Source organism: Aureimonas altamirensis, from assembly GCF_023702225.1.
In the GTDB taxonomy this organism is placed as follows: Bacteria; Pseudomonadota; Alphaproteobacteria; order Rhizobiales; family Rhizobiaceae; genus Aureimonas; species Aureimonas altamirensis_B.
The window spans coordinates 127002-144279 of record NZ_JAMQCO010000004.1; the positions used below are offsets into that span (position 1 = coordinate 127002).

Genomic DNA, 17278 nt, shown 5'->3' on the forward strand with positions numbered 1-17278 from the left:
AGGAAACTGCATATGCACATCGATCGGGAATTCGACTACGTCGTCGTCGGCGCGGGGTCGTCGGGCTGCGTGCTCGCCAACCGCCTGACGGAAGACGGGCGCAGTACGGTAGCCCTGGTGGAGGCCGGCCCGCGCGATACGAACCCATGGATCCATGTCCCCATCGGCTACGGCAAGACGATGTGGAACGACCGGCTGAACTGGCGTTTCAGCACGCAGGCCGAGCCTACGATGAACGGGCGCAGCATCTACTGGCCACGCGGCAAGGTGCTCGGAGGCTGCTCTTCCATCAACGGGCTGATCGTCATTCGCGGCCAGCAAGAGGATTATGACGGATGGGCCGGCCGCGGCAACGAGGGCTGGGGTTGGGATGATGTACTGCCCTACTTCCGCAAGCTGGAAACCAATACGCGCTTCGCCGGCGATCCGTTGCACGGGCAGGATGGCCCCCTCCACGTCAGCAGCATTCCCCGGCGGCACGAACTGATCGAGGCTGTCTGCGACGCGGCGCAAGCCTGCGGCGTGCCGCGCACCGACGATTTCAACGGCGCCTCCCAGGAGGGGGTCGGATACTACCAGCTAACCACCCGCAATGGCCTGCGGATGAGCGCGGCAAAAGCCTATCTCCGCCCGGCCGAACGACGGGCCAACCTGACCATCCTGACGCAGACGCAGGCCATGGGCCTGGTCTTCGAGGGGCGGCGCGCCACGGCCTTATCGGTGGTGCACAAGGGAGCGTCGGCCACGATCCGCGCACGGCGCGGCATCGTCCTTGCGGCCGGCGCCGTACAGACACCGCAACTCCTGATGCTTTCCGGCATCGGGCCGGCCGCGCACCTGACGTCTCTCGGCCTGCCGGTGGTCGCCGACCTGCCCGGCGTCGGAGGCAATCTGCAGGATCATCTTCAACTTCGGCTTCTTTATCGCTGCACACGACCGGTCACGACCAACGATCAATTGCGCTCCTGGTCGGGCAAGCTGCGCATGGGCCTCGAATACGCGCTTTTCCGGGGCGGTCCGCTGGCGATCGGCATCAACCAGGGCGGGCTCTTCACCCGCGTCCTGCCCGGCTCGCGAACGCCCGACATCCAGTTCCATATCGCCACGCTGTCGGCGGACATGGCGGGCGGGCAGGTCCACGACTATCCGGGGTTCACGCTGTCCGTCTGCCAGTTGCGGCCGGAAAGCACGGGCACGATCCGCCTCGCCTCTCCCGACCCGACCGACGCTCCGTTGATCCGGGCCAACTATCTGGCCACCGAGACCGACAGGCGCTGCGCCGTCGAAGCGCTCAACTTCGCCAGGCGGCTGGCGGCCACCGAACCCCTGGCCGGCTATGTCGCGGAAGAGAAACTGCCCGGGCCGGAGGCGCGCACGGATGCGGACCTCCTGGCTTTCGCCCGCCAGTACGGCGCCACCATCTTCCACCCGGCCGGCACCTGCCGGATGGGACCGCAAGGGGATGCCGGCGCCGTGGTGGACGCGCGGCTGCGGGTGCGCGGCGTGGACGGCCTGTGGGTGGCCGACTGCTCGATCATGCCGACGCTGGTATCGGGCAACACGAACGTCCCCGCCATCATGATCGGCGAAAAGGCGTCGGACATGATCCGGGACGACATGAACAACGAAAACAAGATCAATGCCGGGAGGACACGGAAATGGCAGAGGGAACTACAGACCGCCAATTGAGGCGGGTCGTCGGCGCCAGCGTCATCGGCGCCACCATCGAGTGGTACGATTTCTTTCTGTACGGAATCGTCGCGGGAATCGTCTTCAACAAGCTGTACTTTCCCGCCGACGATCCGGTCGTATCCATCCTGCTGGCCTACACCACCTTCGCCATCGGCTTCGTGGCGCGTCCGGTCGGCGGCCTGATCTTCGGCCATTTCGGCGACAAGCTCGGCCGCAAGAGCATGCTGGTCATCACGCTGATGATCATGGGCGTCGCCACCGTCGCCATCGGCCTTCTGCCGACCTACGACCAGATCGGCCTTGCCGCGCCCATCCTGCTGCTGCTGCTGCGGATCGCACAGGGCATCGGCATCGGCGGCGAATGGGGCGGCGCGGTGCTGATGGCCTACGAGTACGCCCCGGAAGACAAGCGCGGCTATTTCGCCAGCCTGCCGCAGATCGGCCTGGCGCTCGGCCTCTGCCTCGCCTCCGGCGTCACGGCGCTGATGTCCATGCTGCCGGACGAGCAGTTCATGGCATGGGGCTGGCGCGTCGGCTTCATCGCCAGCGTACTGCTGGTGGTCGTCGGCATGTATATTCGCCTGAAGGTCCACGAGACGCCGGAGTTCCAGCAGGTCAAGACCACGAAGAGCGAAGCGACCATTCCCTTCATGGACATGATCCGCACCTACCCGAAGAACGTCGTCCTGGGCATGGGCGTGCGCTATATCGACGGCGTCTTCTTCAACGTCTTCGCCGTCTTCTCCATCGTCTACCTGTCGCAATATGTCGGCGTGGAGCGCACGTCCGCCTTGTGGCTGGTGACGCTGAGCGCCTTTATCATGATCTTCACCATTCCGTATTTCGGCAGGCTTTCCGACAAATGGGGCCGGCCGAAAACCTATGCCATCGGCTCGCTGCTTCTGGCGCTGTCGGCCTACCCGGCCTTCTGGCTCTTCTCGTCCGGATCGCTGCCGCTGATCGCGCTCGGCATCGTCGTGCCCTTCGGCATCCTCTACGCCATGTGCTACGGGCCGGAGGCGGCGCTCTTCTCGGACCTGTTCGATGCGCGGGTGCGGTATACGGGAATATCCTTCGTCTACCAGTTCTCCGGCATCTTCGCGAGCGGCATCACCCCCATCATCGCCACCTGGCTTCTGGCCAGGGGCGGCGGGTCGCCCTGGCTGGTCTGCGGCTATGTGGTCTTCGCCGCGCTCGTCAGCATGGTATCTGCCATGGCCATCCGCGTGCCGAAGCCTGACGCGGCCCCCAGGCCGGAAGCGCCATACACCCGTTCCGCGACGCCGCAAGGCCTCCGTTGAGACGGCAGGCGGGCGGCCTCGCCGCCCGCCCCCAATCCCCGTTCCAGACACCCCAAAAGGTATTGCTCGCCATGAAGATGACGACGGAAGAAGCATTCATCAAAGTCCTGCAGATGCATGGGATAGACCAGGCCTTCGGCATCATCGGTTCGGCCATGATGCCGGTCTCCGACCTGTTCCCCGCCGCCGGAATCACGTTCTGGGATTGCGCGCACGAAACCAATGCGGGCTTGATCTGCGACGGCTATTGCCGCGCCACCGGCCAGATGGCCATGGCCATCGCGCAGAACGGACCCGGCGTCACCGGCTTCGTGACGGCCGTCAAGACCGCCTACTGGAACCATACGCCGATGCTGCTCGTCACGCCGCAGGCCGCCAACCGCACGATGGGCCAGGGCGGCTTCCAGGAAGTGCCCCAGATGGCCCTGTTCGAGGATATGGTCTGCTACCAGGAAGAAGTGCGCGACGCGTCCCGCGTGGCGGAGGTGCTGAACCGCGTCATCGAGAAGGCGTGGCGCGGCTGCGCCCCGGCCCAGATCAACATCCCGCGGGATTTCTGGACGCAGGTCGTCGACATCGAGCTGCCGCAGGTGGTGCGGCTGGAGCGGCCGGCCGGTGGCGCGCAGGCCATCGCCGAAGCGGCGCGCCTTCTGTCCGAAGCGCGGTTTCCGGTCATCCTCAACGGTGCGGGCGTCGTCATCGGCGACGCGATCGCCCAGTCCGCCGCGCTGGCGGAGCGGCTGGATGCGCCGGTCTGCTCCGGCTACCAGCACAACGACGCCTTTCCCGGCAGCCACCGGCTGGCCGTCGGGCCGCTGGGCTACAACGGCTCGAAGGCGGCGATGGAACTGATCGCCAGGGCCGACGTGGTTCTGGCGCTCGGCACGCGCCTCAACCCTTTCTCCACACTGCCCGGCTACGGCATCGACTATTGGCCGAAGGACGCCAGGATCATCCAGGTCGACATCAACTCCGACCGCATCGGCCTGACGAAGAAGATCAGCGTCGGCATCTGCGGCGACGCAAGGCAGGTGGCCGCGTCCATCCTGTCGCAGCTTTCGCCCACGGCGGGCGATGCCGGGCGCGAGGAACGCAAGGCGCTCATCCACCAGACCCGCTCCGGCTGGCTGCAGCAATTGTCGTCCATGGATCACGAGGACGACGACCCCGGCACGGAATGGAACGCGCAGGCACGCCGGCGCGACGCCGACCGCATGTCGCCCCGCCAGGCATGGCGCGCTATCCAGGCGGCCTTGCCGAAGGAGGCGATCGTTTCCACCGACATCGGCAACAACTGTGCGATCGGCAACGCCTATCCGACCTTCGAGCAGGGGCGCAAATACCTGGCCCCCGGCCTGTTCGGCCCTTGCGGATACGGCTTTCCGGCCATCATCGGCGCGCGTATCGGCTGCCCAGACGTGCCGGTGTTCGGCTTTGCGGGCGACGGCGCCTTCGGCATCTCCATCAACGAGATGACGTCCATAGGCCGGAAGGAGTGGCCGGCCGTGACCATGGTGATCTTCCGCAATTACCAATGGGGCGCGGAAAAGCGCAATACGACGCTGTGGTACGACAACAACTTCGTCGGCACCGAGCTCGACCCCGAACTGTCCTATGCGCGCATCGCGGAAGCCTGCGGCTTCAAGGGCGTGCGCGTCGAGGACACGGCGGCGCTTTCGGCCGCCATCGCACAGGCGGCGGCCGACCAGGATGCCGGCATCACCACCTTCGTCGAAGTGGTGCTGAACCAGGAACTGGGAGAGCCATTCCGCCGCGACGCCATGAAGAAGCCCGTCGCCGTGGCCGGCATAGACCGTGCCGACATGCAGCCGCAGACGCCCCGCTGACATGCTGGCGCTCGACCGCATCGTCGACAAGGCGCGCCTTTCGCCACGGCGCATCGTCCTGCCCGAGGGCATGGACGGGCGCATCGTGGCGGGGGCGGCGCGCGCCGCCTCCGAAGGCCTTGCGGAGATCACGCTTCTCGGCCCCGTGGACCGGGTGGCGCGAAGCTGGCGCGACGCCGCCGGCGACATGCCGGTGGCCATCGTCGATCCCGAACTGGACGAACGGCTCGGCGCCTACGCCGACGCCTATCACGCCGCACGGTCGCACAAGGGTGTCACCGGGGCGGACGCCCTTGCGGCCATGCGCCGGCCACTGAACTTCGCGGCGATGATGGTGCGCAGGGGCGATGCCGACGGCACGGTCGGCGGCGCCGTCGCCACCACGGCCGACACCGTGCGCGCAGCCCTGCAGATCATCGGGCTTGCACCGGGCGCAAGCCGCGTCTCCAGTTTCTTCCTGATGATGCTGTGCGAAGCACACCATACCCACAAGGGCGCGTTCCTGTTCGCCGATTGCGGATTGGTGATCGATCCCGACGCGGCTGAACTGTCCGATATCGCCATCGCCTCCGCCCGCTCTGCCGAAGGGCTGCTGCAGGAGCCTGCCCGGGTCGCCATGCTGTCCTTCTCGACGGCCGGCAGCGCCAGCCATGCACGCGTTTCGAAGGTGGTGGAAGCGGTGCACCTGGCCCGGACGGCGGACCCGGCGCTGGTGATCGACGGCGAACTGCAGTTCGACGCCGCCTTCGTTGCGGCGGTCGGCGCGGTGAAGGCGCCGGCCTCGCCACTGCATGGCGATGCCAACGTCTTCGTCTTCCCCAATCTCGATGCAGCCAATATCGGTTACAAGATCGCCCAGCGGATCGGCGGGGCAAAGGCAATCGGCCCGATCCTCCAGGGACTGGCCCGCCCGGCCAACGACCTGTCGCGCGGCTGCACTGCCGACGACGTGCGCCACATGATCGCGGTTACGGTGGTTCAGGCGGAAGCGGCAAACACGGCAACCATGCCGTGCACCCCGCTGATGAGCGCGATGCAGGCGAACACGGCCAGCGACGCCGCGCGATGATGCCGTGCGCCGTAAAGGCGAAAGAGCCTGTTTCCGGCATGGGTGCCGAGGATCATCAGCGGCAGGCCGGCCGCTGCGGTCAAGGCGAGGTCCGGCGTCCACCAGCCGCCGAGGATCGTGGGGGCCAGCGCAAGGGCCGCGGTGACCGTGAAGAAGACGATCAGCGATACGCGCGCCACCAGCGCGCTGACCGGTGCGGCAAGATAAAAAGCCACGACGGGCGGGCCCGGCATTGCGGCAAGGCCGTTGAACAAGCCGGCCAGCGCCCCGACGGCCACGGTGGCCCCGCGCCCGGGCAGGTTGACGAAGCTGCGCCCCGCGGCCAGCAAGCCGACCGCGCTCAGGCATACGGCCGAAATCAGAAGCTGCGCCACGCCGGATGAAACGCCCATCAGGGCCGCCATGCCGACGGGCGTTCCGGCCAGGGCGCCGAGCATCAGCCAGCGCAAGGTGGGCCAATGGGCCGTCTTGCGGCCAGCCCGCAGATCCGTGGCTCCGCCCAGGAACTGCAGCGCCAGCGCGATCAGCACCGCCCCGGCGGGTTCGATCACCAGACCCATCAGCGGCACGGCTGCCAGGCCGAAGCCAAAGCCGGTAAAGCCGCGCAGCACGGCCGACAGTAAGATGATCCCGCTCATCGACAGGATGGTTGCGAGTTCGGGCACGGATGCAGGACCTGGGGACGATGGCTCCGAACCGGAGACGGGAGGGTTGAAACGGAACCGGGTGATGCCACCCGATCCCTCTTCACGCAATTGGTTTTAGGGGCTTATTAGTCATAATCTGCCAGACATCGTCCATCGCCGCCTGCCTTCAGCCAGATCGAGTCCGTCCATGTTCCACCCCCGCCTGACCCGCAGCCTGCGCCGGGTCGCCCTCGTCGCATCCCTGGCCCTCGCTTTGGCCGCCTGCCGCAGCGGCGACGTGCTGACGGTGGACAATCCGCCTGCGGCGACGATGCCGACGGCCGGCGTGATGGCGGCAGTTCAGGAGCGCGGCCGGTCCGAACTGGTGCTCGACGCCTCGACCGGGCGGATCCTGTGGCAGGAAAATGCAAACGAATTGCGCTATCCCGCCTCGTTGACCAAGCTGATGACGCTGTATCTGCTGTTCGAGGCCGTCGAAAGCGGCAGGCTATCCCTCGAAAGCCCGTTGAACGTGTCGGCGGAAGCCGCCTCGCGCCCTCCGGCCAGGCTCGGCCTTCCGGCCGGTACGTCGATCACGGTGCGCGAAGCGGCAACCGCGCTGGCCGTCCGCTCGGCCAACGACGTGGCCGTCGTGGTGGCCGAGGGCGTCGCAGGGTCGGAGCAGGCCTTCGCGCGCCAGATGAACGCGCGGGCACGCGCCATCGGCATGTCGCGCACGCATTTCGTGAATGCGTCGGGCCTGCCGGACGAGGGGCAGATCTCAACCGCCCGCGACATGGCGTTGCTGGCGCTCCAGTTGCGCACGCGCTTTCCGGCCTACCAGAGCTTCTTCACACTCCGGGAATTCCGCTTCAACGGCCGCCGCTACGAGGCCACCAACAAGCTGCTCGGCAAGGTGCCTGGCGTCGATGGCCTGAAGACCGGCTACATCCGCGCCTCGGGCTTCCATCTGGTTGCCACCGCGCAGCGCGGCAACAAGCGGCTGATCGCAGTCGTCATGGGCGGCGAAACCGGCCGTGCGCGCGACGCCCGAGCGGAAGAGCTTTTGGACACCTGGTTCTAGATCTCGGCGAAGCGCCCTATCCCGCCGCACGCTGTAGACGGGCAATTGGGTGATGCCGAGCCCGGCCGGCGCTTTATCGCCAGGGACGGAATCGGCATCTGTTCGGCATCCACAGCGCAAGGAACCGCAAATGACGTCAGCAACCAAGATCGCCCTCGTGACGGGCGCCAGCCGCGGCCTTGGCCGCAATACTGCCGTTTCGCTGGCCCGCCGCGGCGTGGACGTGATCGGCACCTATCATAGCAACAGGGCGGAGGCGGAAACCGTCAGGACGGAAATAGCAGCGTTGGGCCGCAGGGCGCTGATGCTGCAGCTCGATACCGGCGACGCCGGAACCTTCCCCGACTTTGCCGGCCGGGTGGGGTCAACGCTCTCGTCCGAATGGGGCAGAACCACGTTCGACGCACTCGTCAACAATGCCGGCATCGGCGTCAACACACCCTTCGCTACCACGAGCGAGGACGATTTCGACCGGCTGATGAACATCCATCTGAAAGGCGTCTTCTTTCTGACGCAGCGACTTCTTCCGATGATCGCGGATGGAGGTCGGATCGTGAACCTGTCCACGGGGCTCACCCGCTTCGCCCTGCCCGGCTTTTCCGCCTATGCGGCGATGAAAGGCGGTGTCGAGGTTCTGACACGTTATCTCGCAAAGGAACTCGGCCCGCGCGGCATTACCGTCAATGCCGTCGCACCGGGCGCGATCGAAACGGACTTCGGCGGAGGCCGCATCCGCGACGACAAGGCCTCGAACGACTTCGTCGCAGGCGTGACCGCTCTGGGAAGGCCCGGCCTTCCGGACGATATCGGGCCGGCGATCGCCGCTCTCCTGTCGGACGACAATCGCTGGGTCAACGCCCAGCGCATCGAGATATCCGGCGGCATGTTCCTCTAGCATCGCTGCGGCACTGCGGTAACACCCATCGCAGTGCCGCAAATCTGTGCGCGCAAAAAGTTTCAGCAAACCGTCTTGACGGTAAAGCTTCCTAACAGTTAGCCTTCCTAACAGTTAGAGGGCTGCAGCATGAGTGTCGTCTCCTCCCCGCAGTTGATGCGCCAGGCCAACGCCCTGCATGTATTGCGGGCTCTGCGCTCATCCGGCCCACTGGGGCGCACGGAGATCGCCCGGCTCAGCGGACTGTCGAAGCCTACCGTCAACAACATCGTCGGAGAGCTTCTCGACAGGCGATACTTTCACGAGCACGAGCCGGCCTCCTCGGGCGCCCAGCGGCCGGGCCCCCAGGCCAATCTTCTCTCCTTCAATCCCGCAATCGGACATGTCATCGGCTTCGATCTCGGCGTCAGCCGGCTGCGCGCCGGCCTGTCGGATCTCGACGGCAACATCCTGCACCTGACGGAGACCAGCCTTGCAGGCGGCCTGCCGGATCTGGCGGCCTTTGCCGACCTGGCCACCGGCCTCGCCCATACCCTGCTGGACCGCGCAAGCCTGCCTGTCGGTGCGCTGTGGGCGGCCGGGATGGGGCTACCCGGCTTCGTGGACCGAAGGAGCGGCGAGCTCCTGCTGGCGCCGGGCCTGGAGGCGTGGGCCGGCCAATCCTTCGCCGACACGATGGCCGACGCCTTCGACGCCGCATTCGCATGCCCGTTCACCACGGGCGGCCGGGTGCAGTTCGCCATGCTGGCCGAATGGCGGCACGGCGTGGCGCAAGGGCTGGACGACGCGATCTTCGTACATCTCGGCAAGGGCATCGGCCTCGGCATCCTGGCCGGCGGACGCATCCTGCAGGGCGCGTCCGGCTTCGCCGGAGAGATCGGCAGCATCGTCATGGACGAAATGGAGCCCGCACCGCCCGGAGTCGGCCAGTTCGAGTGGATGGCCGGCGGAAGGGCTTTCGCGCGGCTGGCCCGGAGGGCCGTCGAGGCCGGAGACAGCACGGCCCTGGCCGCTCTCTGCGAGGGCGACACGGAGAGGCTGGACGCACGCATGGTCTTCGAGGCCGCAAGCGCCGGGGACGTAGCCGCCGGGCAGATCGTAGACCGTCTGACGGGCCGGCTGGCGCGGGGCCTTGCGGCGGCGTGCTGCATGTTCAACCCCGCCAAGCTGATCGTCGGGGCAGGCCTTGCCCATGCCGGGGATGCGTTCGTCGCCGACCTCGGCGCACGCATCGCTGCGCTGGTGCCGTTTCCGGTATCGGTCGAGCGGACGGCGCTTCTGGACAGGACATCCGTATCCGGGGCCGTGGAGCAGGCGACACGGCTGGTGGAAGAAGAAGACTTCTTCCTGTTCGCCGCCCGCGACCGAAAGGCAGCCTGACCCGGGAAGACCTCGAAGGAGACAGCCGTGCCGACGCAGGAACTGTTGAAGCTTTCCGACATCACCCGTCGCTTCGGCGCCATCGAGGCCCTGCGCGGAATAGACTTCTCCATGGATCGCGGCGAAGTCGTTGCGCTTCTGGGCGACAACGGCGCCGGCAAGTCGACGCTGGTGAAGATCATGTCCGGCGGCCTGCAACCCTCATCGGGCACGATGGCCTTCGAGGGCCGGGACGTCGCGTTTTCCTCTCCGCAGGAGGCCAAGCGCGCCGGCATCGAGACCGTCTACCAGGACTTGTCCCTGTGCACCAATGTGGACGTCGTCGCCAATTTCTTCATGGGCCGCGAACTGACACGAAAGGTTTTCGGCATCCCCTTCCTGCGCGAAAAGGCGATGATGGAGGAAACGCGCAAGGCATTGGCCAGCGCCGGCACGCGCATTCCATCGCTGCGCACCAATGTCGAGCACCTGTCCGGCGGCCAGCGCCAGATCATCGAACTCAGCCGCTTCGTGCACTGGGGCGGCAAGCTGGTTCTGCTCGACGAACCCTTCGCCGCCCTCGGCGTCGAGCAGACGCGGCGTGGACTGGAGACGATCCGCCGCGTCGCCGACGAGGGCATCGGGGTGATCGTCATCACCCACATCATGGCGCAGGCCTTCCAGGTCGCCGACCGTATCGTGGTGATCCGCCAGGGGCGTGTCGCCGGCAATGTCCGCACGCGCGATACGCGTCCGGAAGACGTCATCCGCATGATCACAGGTGAAATCCACAACGAAGCGATCCACTGATCCAACCGCCGACGAAAGGACAATGCCATGAAGCCTGTTCGTTTCCTCTCAAGCCTCTGTGCAGTGGCGATGCTGCTCGCAAGCCATACGGCCGCCCTCGCCGAGAGCAAGGGCAAGATCTACTATCTGGTGCCGACGCTGCTGGACGAGTTCCAGACCGGATCCGTCGATGCCATCCAGCGATTCATGGGCGAGGTCGGCTATGAAACGGTGTCGCTGGACGCGCAGAACCGTACCGACCTGCAGCAGAGCCAGATGAACGACGTCATCAACCTCAAGCCCAAGGCCATCGTGCTGGCAGCCGTCGATTTCGAGGCTATGAAGCCCGGCATCGAGAAGGCGCGCGAGGCCGGCATACCGGTGATGATCTTCGACAGGCAGATCACCTCGACGCAAAGCGATCTCACCTCCGTCGCCGGCACGGTCGAGATCGGACAGATCGCCGCGCAAAGCGTGCAGAAGCTGTTGACGGAACGCAAGGGCAAGGTCGAAGGCAAGATCCTGCAGATCCTGGGCGATCCGGGCGACTCCTATACGCTCGATATCCAGAAGGGCTTCGAAGAAGCCATGAAGGACTATCCGGACGTGACCATCATCAGCCAGCCTGCACTGATGTGGGAAGCCACCAAGGCCGGCGACATCGCGTCGGACCAGCTTCTGGTGAACCCGGACATCGACCTCATCTTCGTCCATGCGGCGCATCTGGCCGTCCCCGTCAGCGCCATACTGGAGGCGCGCGGCAAGAAGCCGGGCGAGGTGATGCTGGTTTCTTCCAACGGCGCTCCCGTCGGGCTGGACCTCATCCGCAAGGGCTGGGAGCAGGTGGAAGTGGAACAGCCCCTGTTCGCGCAGGCCGCCGGACTGGCCATGTTCGCCGACAAGATCATCGCCAAAGAGCCGCTCGAGCCCGGCGAATACGACGTGCTGGGGCAGAAGGCGCAGCTTACGATGGAGGCCTGGGGGCCCAACCTGAAAATTCCCGGCGCCGCCATAGACAAGTCCAACGTCGACGACCCGTCCTTCTGGGGCAATGGCAAGCTGCCCGATACGCCCGTCACCGCCGTCAAGTAACCGGCATGCCGGCCCGCCCGTGCGCGGCGGGCCGGCGACGTTCCCTTCCGGAGGCTCAACGCCATGACTTCGACAGATATGGCCTCGCCCCAGGCCGATGCCGCACGCGGATCCCGTAGCCGGGTGCTGGCGGAATTCGCACTCGACAATCTCGTATGGGTCGTCTTCCTGGTCGTCTTCGCGGCCTTCTGCATCGCGATACCCAATTTCTTCCAGGTCAGCATCATCCTGAACATCCTGGAGCAATCCACCTTCATCGGCGTGCTTGCCGTCGGCCTTACCCTCGTCGTGCTTTGCGGCGAGATGGACCTGTCCATAGAATCGACAATGGCCCTGTCCGCCATGGCCTCGGCGCTGCTGTTCGGCACCAACGGGGCGGGGCTCGGCATCGTTGTCGGCAACGGCTTCGTCACCGCGCTCCTGTCCATCGGGCTCTCGCTGGTCATCGGCGCAACGGTCGGCTTCATCAATGCATGGTTGATCGTGGTGTGGCGCATCAACTCCTTCATCGTCACGCTCGCCTCGTTCCTGTGGGTGCGTGGTCTGGTGGTGGCCCTGTCGGGCGGGCGGTCCGTCTATGGCATGCCGGACGAAATCCGCTGGGTGGCCGTCAATTCCTTCCTCGGCCTTCCGGTCCTTGCCTGGATCACCGGCCTGATCTTCCTCGTCTTCGCCGTCATGCTGGCCAGGACGCCGTTCGGGCGGCACATCGTGATGGTGGGCGGCAACGCCATCGCCGCATACCGCGCCGGCATCCCCGTTAAGCGACTCATGATCGTCGTCTTCATGCTGACGGGCATGATCGCCGGGTTCACCGGCTGGCTGCTGGCGGCCCGCACCTCCGGCGCGACGGCCAATCTGGGCACCGGCATGCTGTTCGACGTCTTCGCGGCGGTCGTCATCGGGGGCGTCAGCCTGAAGGGCGGCGTCGGCCGGCTCAGCGGGGTCATCGCCGGCGTGCTCCTGCTGTCGTCCATCTCCACGGCGATCAACGTCATGGGCATGCCGCCGCACTATACGCAGATCATTCGCGGCGGGCTGGTTCTGGCCGCCATCCTGCTGGACACGGTCAAGACGTCGCTGCGACGCCAGATCGCCTGAGGCTACAGCTTGCGGAGAGCTACATGACACGACTGGCAGGCAGGGTCGCCGTACTGACGGGCGCCGCACGCGGCATAGGAGGCGCCATCGCCCGGCGCTTCGTTGCCGAAGGTGCGCGCATCGTCATCGGCGACCTGCAGGAGGACGCCGGACATGAGTTGGCGGAAGAGCTTGGCGGACCCGACGTCGCGCGCTTTCTGCGCACCGACATATCGCGGGAGGCCGACGCGGAAGAGATCGTAGCCGCGGCGCTGACCGCCTTCGGCAAGCTCGACATCCTGATCCAGAATGCCGGCATCTACCCGCTGACGCTGATCGAGAATATCTCCCCCGAGGAATGGGATGCCGTGCTGGGTGTCAATCTGCGCGGCACATTCCTGGCCGCCAAGGCCGCGATGCGGCCGATGCGGGCGGCAGGCTACGGCCGCATGGTCTTCACCTCTTCCATCACCGGCCCGCGCGTCACCTCGCCGGGCCATGGGCATTACGGCGCGTCCAAGGCCGGCATCAATGGCTTCATCCGGTCGGCTGCGCTGGAATTCGCGCCCCATGGCATCAACGTCAACGGCGTGGAACCCGGCAACATCCTGACCGAGGGCATGCAGGCAGGACGTAGCGCTACCTTTATCGACGGCATGGCCGCCTCAGTGCCGCTCGGACGTCTGGGCACGCCACGGGAAGTGGCAGACGCCGTACTCTTCCTTGCAAGCGAAGAATCGTCTTTCGTCACCGGCACGACTCTGATCGTCGACGGCGGACAGACCCTGCCCGAAGGGCCCCTGCCCGCCGGCAAACCGGAACTCTCGATACGGGCCTGAACCATGGTTGCGACTTTCATTACCGGCGCGGGCGGCGGCCTCGGCCGTAAACTCATCGCCGGACTTCTGGCCGACCCCGCCTGCACCCGCATCGTGGCGGCAGACCTTGCCCCACCCGACGACGTCGCGGACCCGCGTATCGAAACGGTTGCCGGCAGCCTTCTCGACGCCGCCGGCCGGTGGACCGGTATGATGGAAGGCTGCGACACCGTTGTGCATTTTGCGGCGCAGAACCCGCACACCGACGCCTCCTGGGCCGATGCCGCCGCCTCCTTCGACATGACGATGGCTGTCTTCGACCGTGCCGCCTTCCATGGCGTGTCGCGGGTGGTGTTCGCCTCGTCCAACCATGTGATGGGCGGCTACAAGGACGCGCCCCTTGCGCGGTCCGAGCCGGGTTTCCTGACGGGCGCGACCCCGCCGGCCCCCGGCACGCGATGGAACACGGGCACGCAGATGATGGATTCCACCGCCTACGCCACGGCCAAGCTGATGGGCGAGCGCGCACTTCATGCGCTCGTGGCGCGGGCTCCGGGCATGACGGGTATCAATATCCGTGTCGGTTGGGTGCAGCCGGGCGACAACCTGCCGCAGACCATCAATGTCTCGGGCGACGCCGCCTTCGCCTCATCGGAGCCGGCGGACGCAGACGGCAGGCGCGACCTTGCCTGGTACCGCGCCATGTGGCTGTCGAACCGGGATTTCGTGCAGTTGTTCACCAACGCCATCACCGCATCCGCCGAAGGCTGGCCGGCCCGCTGCATCACCGTCAACGGCGTATCCGGCAATCGCGGCACCGGCTGGGACCTTGCAGAGGCGGAGCGGCTGGTCGGCTACCGGCCGCAGGACGATCTCTACGCCGCCCTTGGCCTGTAGCACCCATTCGGTCGCTTGCGGCGGCGCGTTCAGGCGGCGAGCGCCGCCTCCACCGCATCGATGGCGGCTTGCGCCTTGTCCCCGTCCGGGCCGCCGGCCTGCGCCATGTCCGGGCGGCCGCCGCCACCCTTGCCGCCCACCGCCGCCGATGCCACCCGCACCAGATCCACGGCGCTGAAACGCGCGGAAACATCTTCCGTCACGCCGATGACGATGCTGGCCTTGCCTTCGGCCACGCCGACCACTGCCGCGACGCCGGAGCCGAGCCCCTGCTTCATCCCGTCGACGATGCCCTTCAGGTCCCTGGCGGGAACGCCTTCCAGGACGCGGCCGAGGAAAGATACCCCGTTGATCTCCTTCGGCGCGGCGGGCGCGGCCGCCCCGTCACCGGCCAGCGCCAGCTTGCGCCGGGCATCCGCCAGTTCGCGCTCCAGCTTACGGCGTTCCTCGACGAGGGTTTCCACCCTGTCCGCAGCTTCGGCCGGCCCGACCTTGAGCGCGGCAGCGATACGGCGCACGCGTGCGTCCTGCTCCTGCAGATAAGCGCGGGCGGCATCGCCCGTCAGCGCTTCGAGACGGCGTACGCCGGCGCCGACCGCCGATTCCGACAGGACATGGACAAGACCGATATCGCCCGTCGCACCGACATGGGTTCCACCGCACAACTCGATCGAGAAGACCTTGCCCTTCCTGGCGCCTTCTTCCCCGGCGCCCATGGACACGACCCGCACCTCGTCGCCGTATTTTTCGCCGAAAAGGGCCATCGCCCCCATCGCGATGGCGTCGTCCACGGCCATCAGCCGCGTTTCGACCGGGGCGTTCTGGCGCACGATGGCATTGGCCATCCGCTCCACCTCGGCCAGTTCGTTCGGCTCCATGGGCTTGGGGTGCGAAAAGTCGAAGCGCAACCGGTCGGGAGACACCAGCGAACCCTTCTGGGCCACATGCGTCCCCAGTATCTCGCGCAGGCCCTCATGCAGCAGGTGCGTCGCCGAATGATTGGCGCGGATGCTGCCGCGCCGGCGATGATCGACCTCGAGCTCCAGCGCCGCGCCCGGCTTCAGTGTGCCTGAGGCAACCTTGCCGCGATGCACGAACAGCCCATTGGCAACCTTCTGCGTATCGGCGACGTCGAAGCGCACGCCCTCGCCCTTCATTACGCCGGTATCGCCCACCTGGCCACCGGACTCCCCATAGAAGGGGGTCTGGTTGATGATGACGGACACCTCTTCGCCTTCGGACGCGGATTCCACTTCCTTGCCGTCCCGCACGAGCGCCAGCACCTGGCCCTCGGCGCTCTCGGTATCGTAACCGAGGAACTCGGTGGCGCCGAGCCGCTCGCGCAGCCCGAAGTATACCCCCTCGTCGGAAACCTCGCCCGAGCCGGCCCAGCTTGCGCGGGCCTCGGCCTTCTGGCGGGCCATGGCGTCCTCGAAGCCGGCGATGTCGACGCCGATGCTGCGCGCGCGCAACGCATCCTGAGTCAGGTCCAGCGGGAAGCCGTAGGTATCGTACAGCTTGAAGGCCGTCTCGCCGTCCAGCATGTCGCCCGCCCCGAGCGTATCGGTTGCGTCGTTCAACAGGGCAAGGCCCCGATCGAGCGTGGCCAGGAAGCGCTTTTCCTCCAGTTTCAGCGTCTCCGAGATCAGCGGCTCCGCCCGCACCAGCTCGGGATAGGCGCGGCCCATCTCCGCGACCAGCGTCGGCAGCAGCTTGTAGATGACAGGCTCGCGAGCGCCCAGCAGCTTGGCGTGGCGCATGGCCCGCCGCATGATCCGGCGCAGGACGTAGCCGCGCCCCTCGTTGGATGGCAGGACGCCATCGGCGATCAGGAAGGACGTCGCGCGCAGATGATCGGCGATGACGCGATGGCTGGCGAGTTGGTCGCCGCCGGCCGGCGCCCCGATGATGTCCGCGCTGGCGCGTATCAGCTGACGGAACAGGTCGATATCGTAATTGTTGTGCACGCCCTGCAGCACGGCGGCGACACGCTCCAGCCCCATGCCCGTGTCGATGGAGGGGCGGGGCAGATCGACCCTCTGGCCCCCGGCCATCTGCTCGAACTGCATGAAGACGAGGTTCCAGATCTCGATGAAGCGGTCGCCGTCTTCTTCCGGGCTGCCCGGAGGGCCGCCCCAGACGCCTGGCCCATGGTCGTAGAAGATCTCGGAGCACGGGCCGCACGGGCCCGTATCGCCCATTGCCCAGAAATTGTCGCTGGTTGCGATGCGGATGATGCGCTCTTCCGGCAGGCCGGCGATGCGCTTCCAGTAGTCGGCGGCGGCATCGTCCGTATGGTAGACGGTGACGAGCAGCTTGTCCTTCGCCAGCCCGAACTCGCGTGTGATCAGGTTCCACGCCAGTTCGATGGCGTTTTCCTTGAAATAGTCGCCGAACGAGAAATTCCCGAGCATCTCGAAGAAGGTGTGATGCCGCGCCGTGTAGCCGACATTGTCGAGATCGTTGTGCTTGCCGCCGGCGCGTACGCACTTCTGCGATGTCACGGCGCGGTCGTAGGGGCGCTTCTCCAGCCCCGTGAACACGTTCTTGAACTGCACCATGCCCGCATTGGTGAACATCAATGTCGGATCGTTGCGGGGAACGAGCGGCGATGAGGCAACCTGTTCGTGGCCATGCTTCCCGAAGTAATCGAGGAAGGTGGACCGGATTTCATTAACGCCGTTCATTCCCAGAACCCCTGACAGGCAATCTTCATTCGCAGGAACCGA

General features: G+C 66.4%; 14 protein-coding genes. 12 read left to right on the top strand and 2 right to left on the bottom strand.

What is annotated here, in order from left to right; all coding sequences use genetic code 11:
- Window positions 1-12 precede the first annotated feature (12 nt).
- The 4 genes from NDN16_RS08185 (at window position 13) to pta (ending at window position 5909) form a co-directional block, all read left to right on the top strand.
- Complete coding sequence (locus NDN16_RS08185; protein ID WP_251113134.1) at window positions 13-1689, top strand: GMC family oxidoreductase; 1677 nt, start codon at window positions 13-15, stop codon at window positions 1687-1689.
- Window positions 1659-2993 (top strand): MFS transporter, encoded by a 1335-nt coding sequence (locus tag NDN16_RS08190; protein ID WP_251113135.1) that lies wholly within the window; start codon window positions 1659-1661, stop codon window positions 2991-2993. Before NDN16_RS08185 ends, NDN16_RS08190 begins: the two co-directional genes overlap by 31 nt.
- Window positions 2994-3064: 71 nt before the next feature.
- The gene (gene xsc, locus NDN16_RS08195) at window positions 3065-4840 is read left to right on the top strand and encodes a sulfoacetaldehyde acetyltransferase (RefSeq protein WP_251113136.1); all 1776 of its coding nucleotides are present in this window, start codon (window positions 3065-3067) and stop codon (window positions 4838-4840) included.
- A gap of 1 nt (window position 4841) precedes the next feature.
- Entirely contained in the window at window positions 4842-5909 is a 1068-nt protein-coding gene (pta, locus tag NDN16_RS08200; protein WP_251113137.1) for a phosphate acetyltransferase, read from the top strand.
- On the opposite strand, the gene NDN16_RS08205 is transcribed toward pta, so the two are convergent.
- The gene (locus tag NDN16_RS08205; protein ID WP_251113138.1) at window positions 5819-6574 is read right to left on the bottom strand and encodes a sulfite exporter TauE/SafE family protein; all 756 of its coding nucleotides are present in this window, start codon (window positions 6572-6574) and stop codon (window positions 5819-5821) included. The two genes, pta and NDN16_RS08205, sit on opposite strands and share 91 nt — an antisense overlap.
- Before the next feature lie 169 nt (window positions 6575-6743).
- Here NDN16_RS08205 and NDN16_RS08210 point away from each other — a divergent pair, with 169 nt between their 5' ends.
- The 8 genes from NDN16_RS08210 to NDN16_RS08245 all read left to right on the top strand — a co-directional run bounded on the left by NDN16_RS08210 (window position 6744) and on the right by NDN16_RS08245 (window position 14549).
- Window positions 6744-7619: a D-alanyl-D-alanine carboxypeptidase family protein gene (locus NDN16_RS08210; RefSeq protein ID WP_251113139.1), complete on the top strand. Its 876-nt coding sequence runs from the start codon at window positions 6744-6746 to the stop codon at window positions 7617-7619.
- Window positions 7620-7749: 130 nt separating this feature from the next.
- Window positions 7750-8514 (top strand): SDR family NAD(P)-dependent oxidoreductase, encoded by a 765-nt coding sequence (locus tag NDN16_RS08215; RefSeq protein WP_251113140.1) that lies wholly within the window; start codon window positions 7750-7752, stop codon window positions 8512-8514.
- A gap of 129 nt (window positions 8515-8643) precedes the next feature.
- Window positions 8644-9894, top strand: a complete 1251-nt coding sequence (locus NDN16_RS08220) for an ROK family transcriptional regulator (protein ID WP_251113141.1) — start codon at window positions 8644-8646, stop codon at window positions 9892-9894.
- 27 nt (window positions 9895-9921) lie between these two features.
- Complete coding sequence (locus NDN16_RS08225; RefSeq protein WP_251113142.1) at window positions 9922-10683, top strand: ATP-binding cassette domain-containing protein; 762 nt, start codon at window positions 9922-9924, stop codon at window positions 10681-10683.
- Window positions 10684-10710: 27 nt separating this feature from the next.
- A complete protein-coding gene (locus tag NDN16_RS08230; RefSeq protein ID WP_251113143.1) occupies window positions 10711-11754 on the top strand; it encodes a sugar ABC transporter substrate-binding protein in 1044 nt (347 codons plus the stop codon).
- Window positions 11755-11817: 63 nt separating this feature from the next.
- Window positions 11818-12855: an ABC transporter permease gene (locus NDN16_RS08235; RefSeq protein WP_251113144.1), complete on the top strand. Its 1038-nt coding sequence runs from the start codon at window positions 11818-11820 to the stop codon at window positions 12853-12855.
- Window positions 12856-12878: 23 nt separating this feature from the next.
- Window positions 12879-13673 carry an SDR family NAD(P)-dependent oxidoreductase gene (locus NDN16_RS08240; RefSeq protein ID WP_251113145.1) on the top strand — a complete coding sequence of 265 codons (795 nt, stop codon included), beginning with the start codon at window positions 12879-12881 and terminating at the stop codon, window positions 13671-13673.
- 3 nt (window positions 13674-13676) lie between these two features.
- Window positions 13677-14549 (top strand): NAD-dependent epimerase/dehydratase family protein, encoded by an 873-nt coding sequence (locus NDN16_RS08245; RefSeq protein WP_251113146.1) that lies wholly within the window; start codon window positions 13677-13679, stop codon window positions 14547-14549.
- A 29-nt stretch (window positions 14550-14578) separates the two neighbouring features.
- On the opposite strand, the gene alaS is transcribed toward NDN16_RS08245, so the two are convergent.
- Window positions 14579-17236 (bottom strand): alanine--tRNA ligase, encoded by a 2658-nt coding sequence (gene alaS / locus NDN16_RS08250; RefSeq protein ID WP_251113147.1) that lies wholly within the window; start codon window positions 17234-17236, stop codon window positions 14579-14581.
- Window positions 17237-17278: the final 42 nt, after the last annotated feature.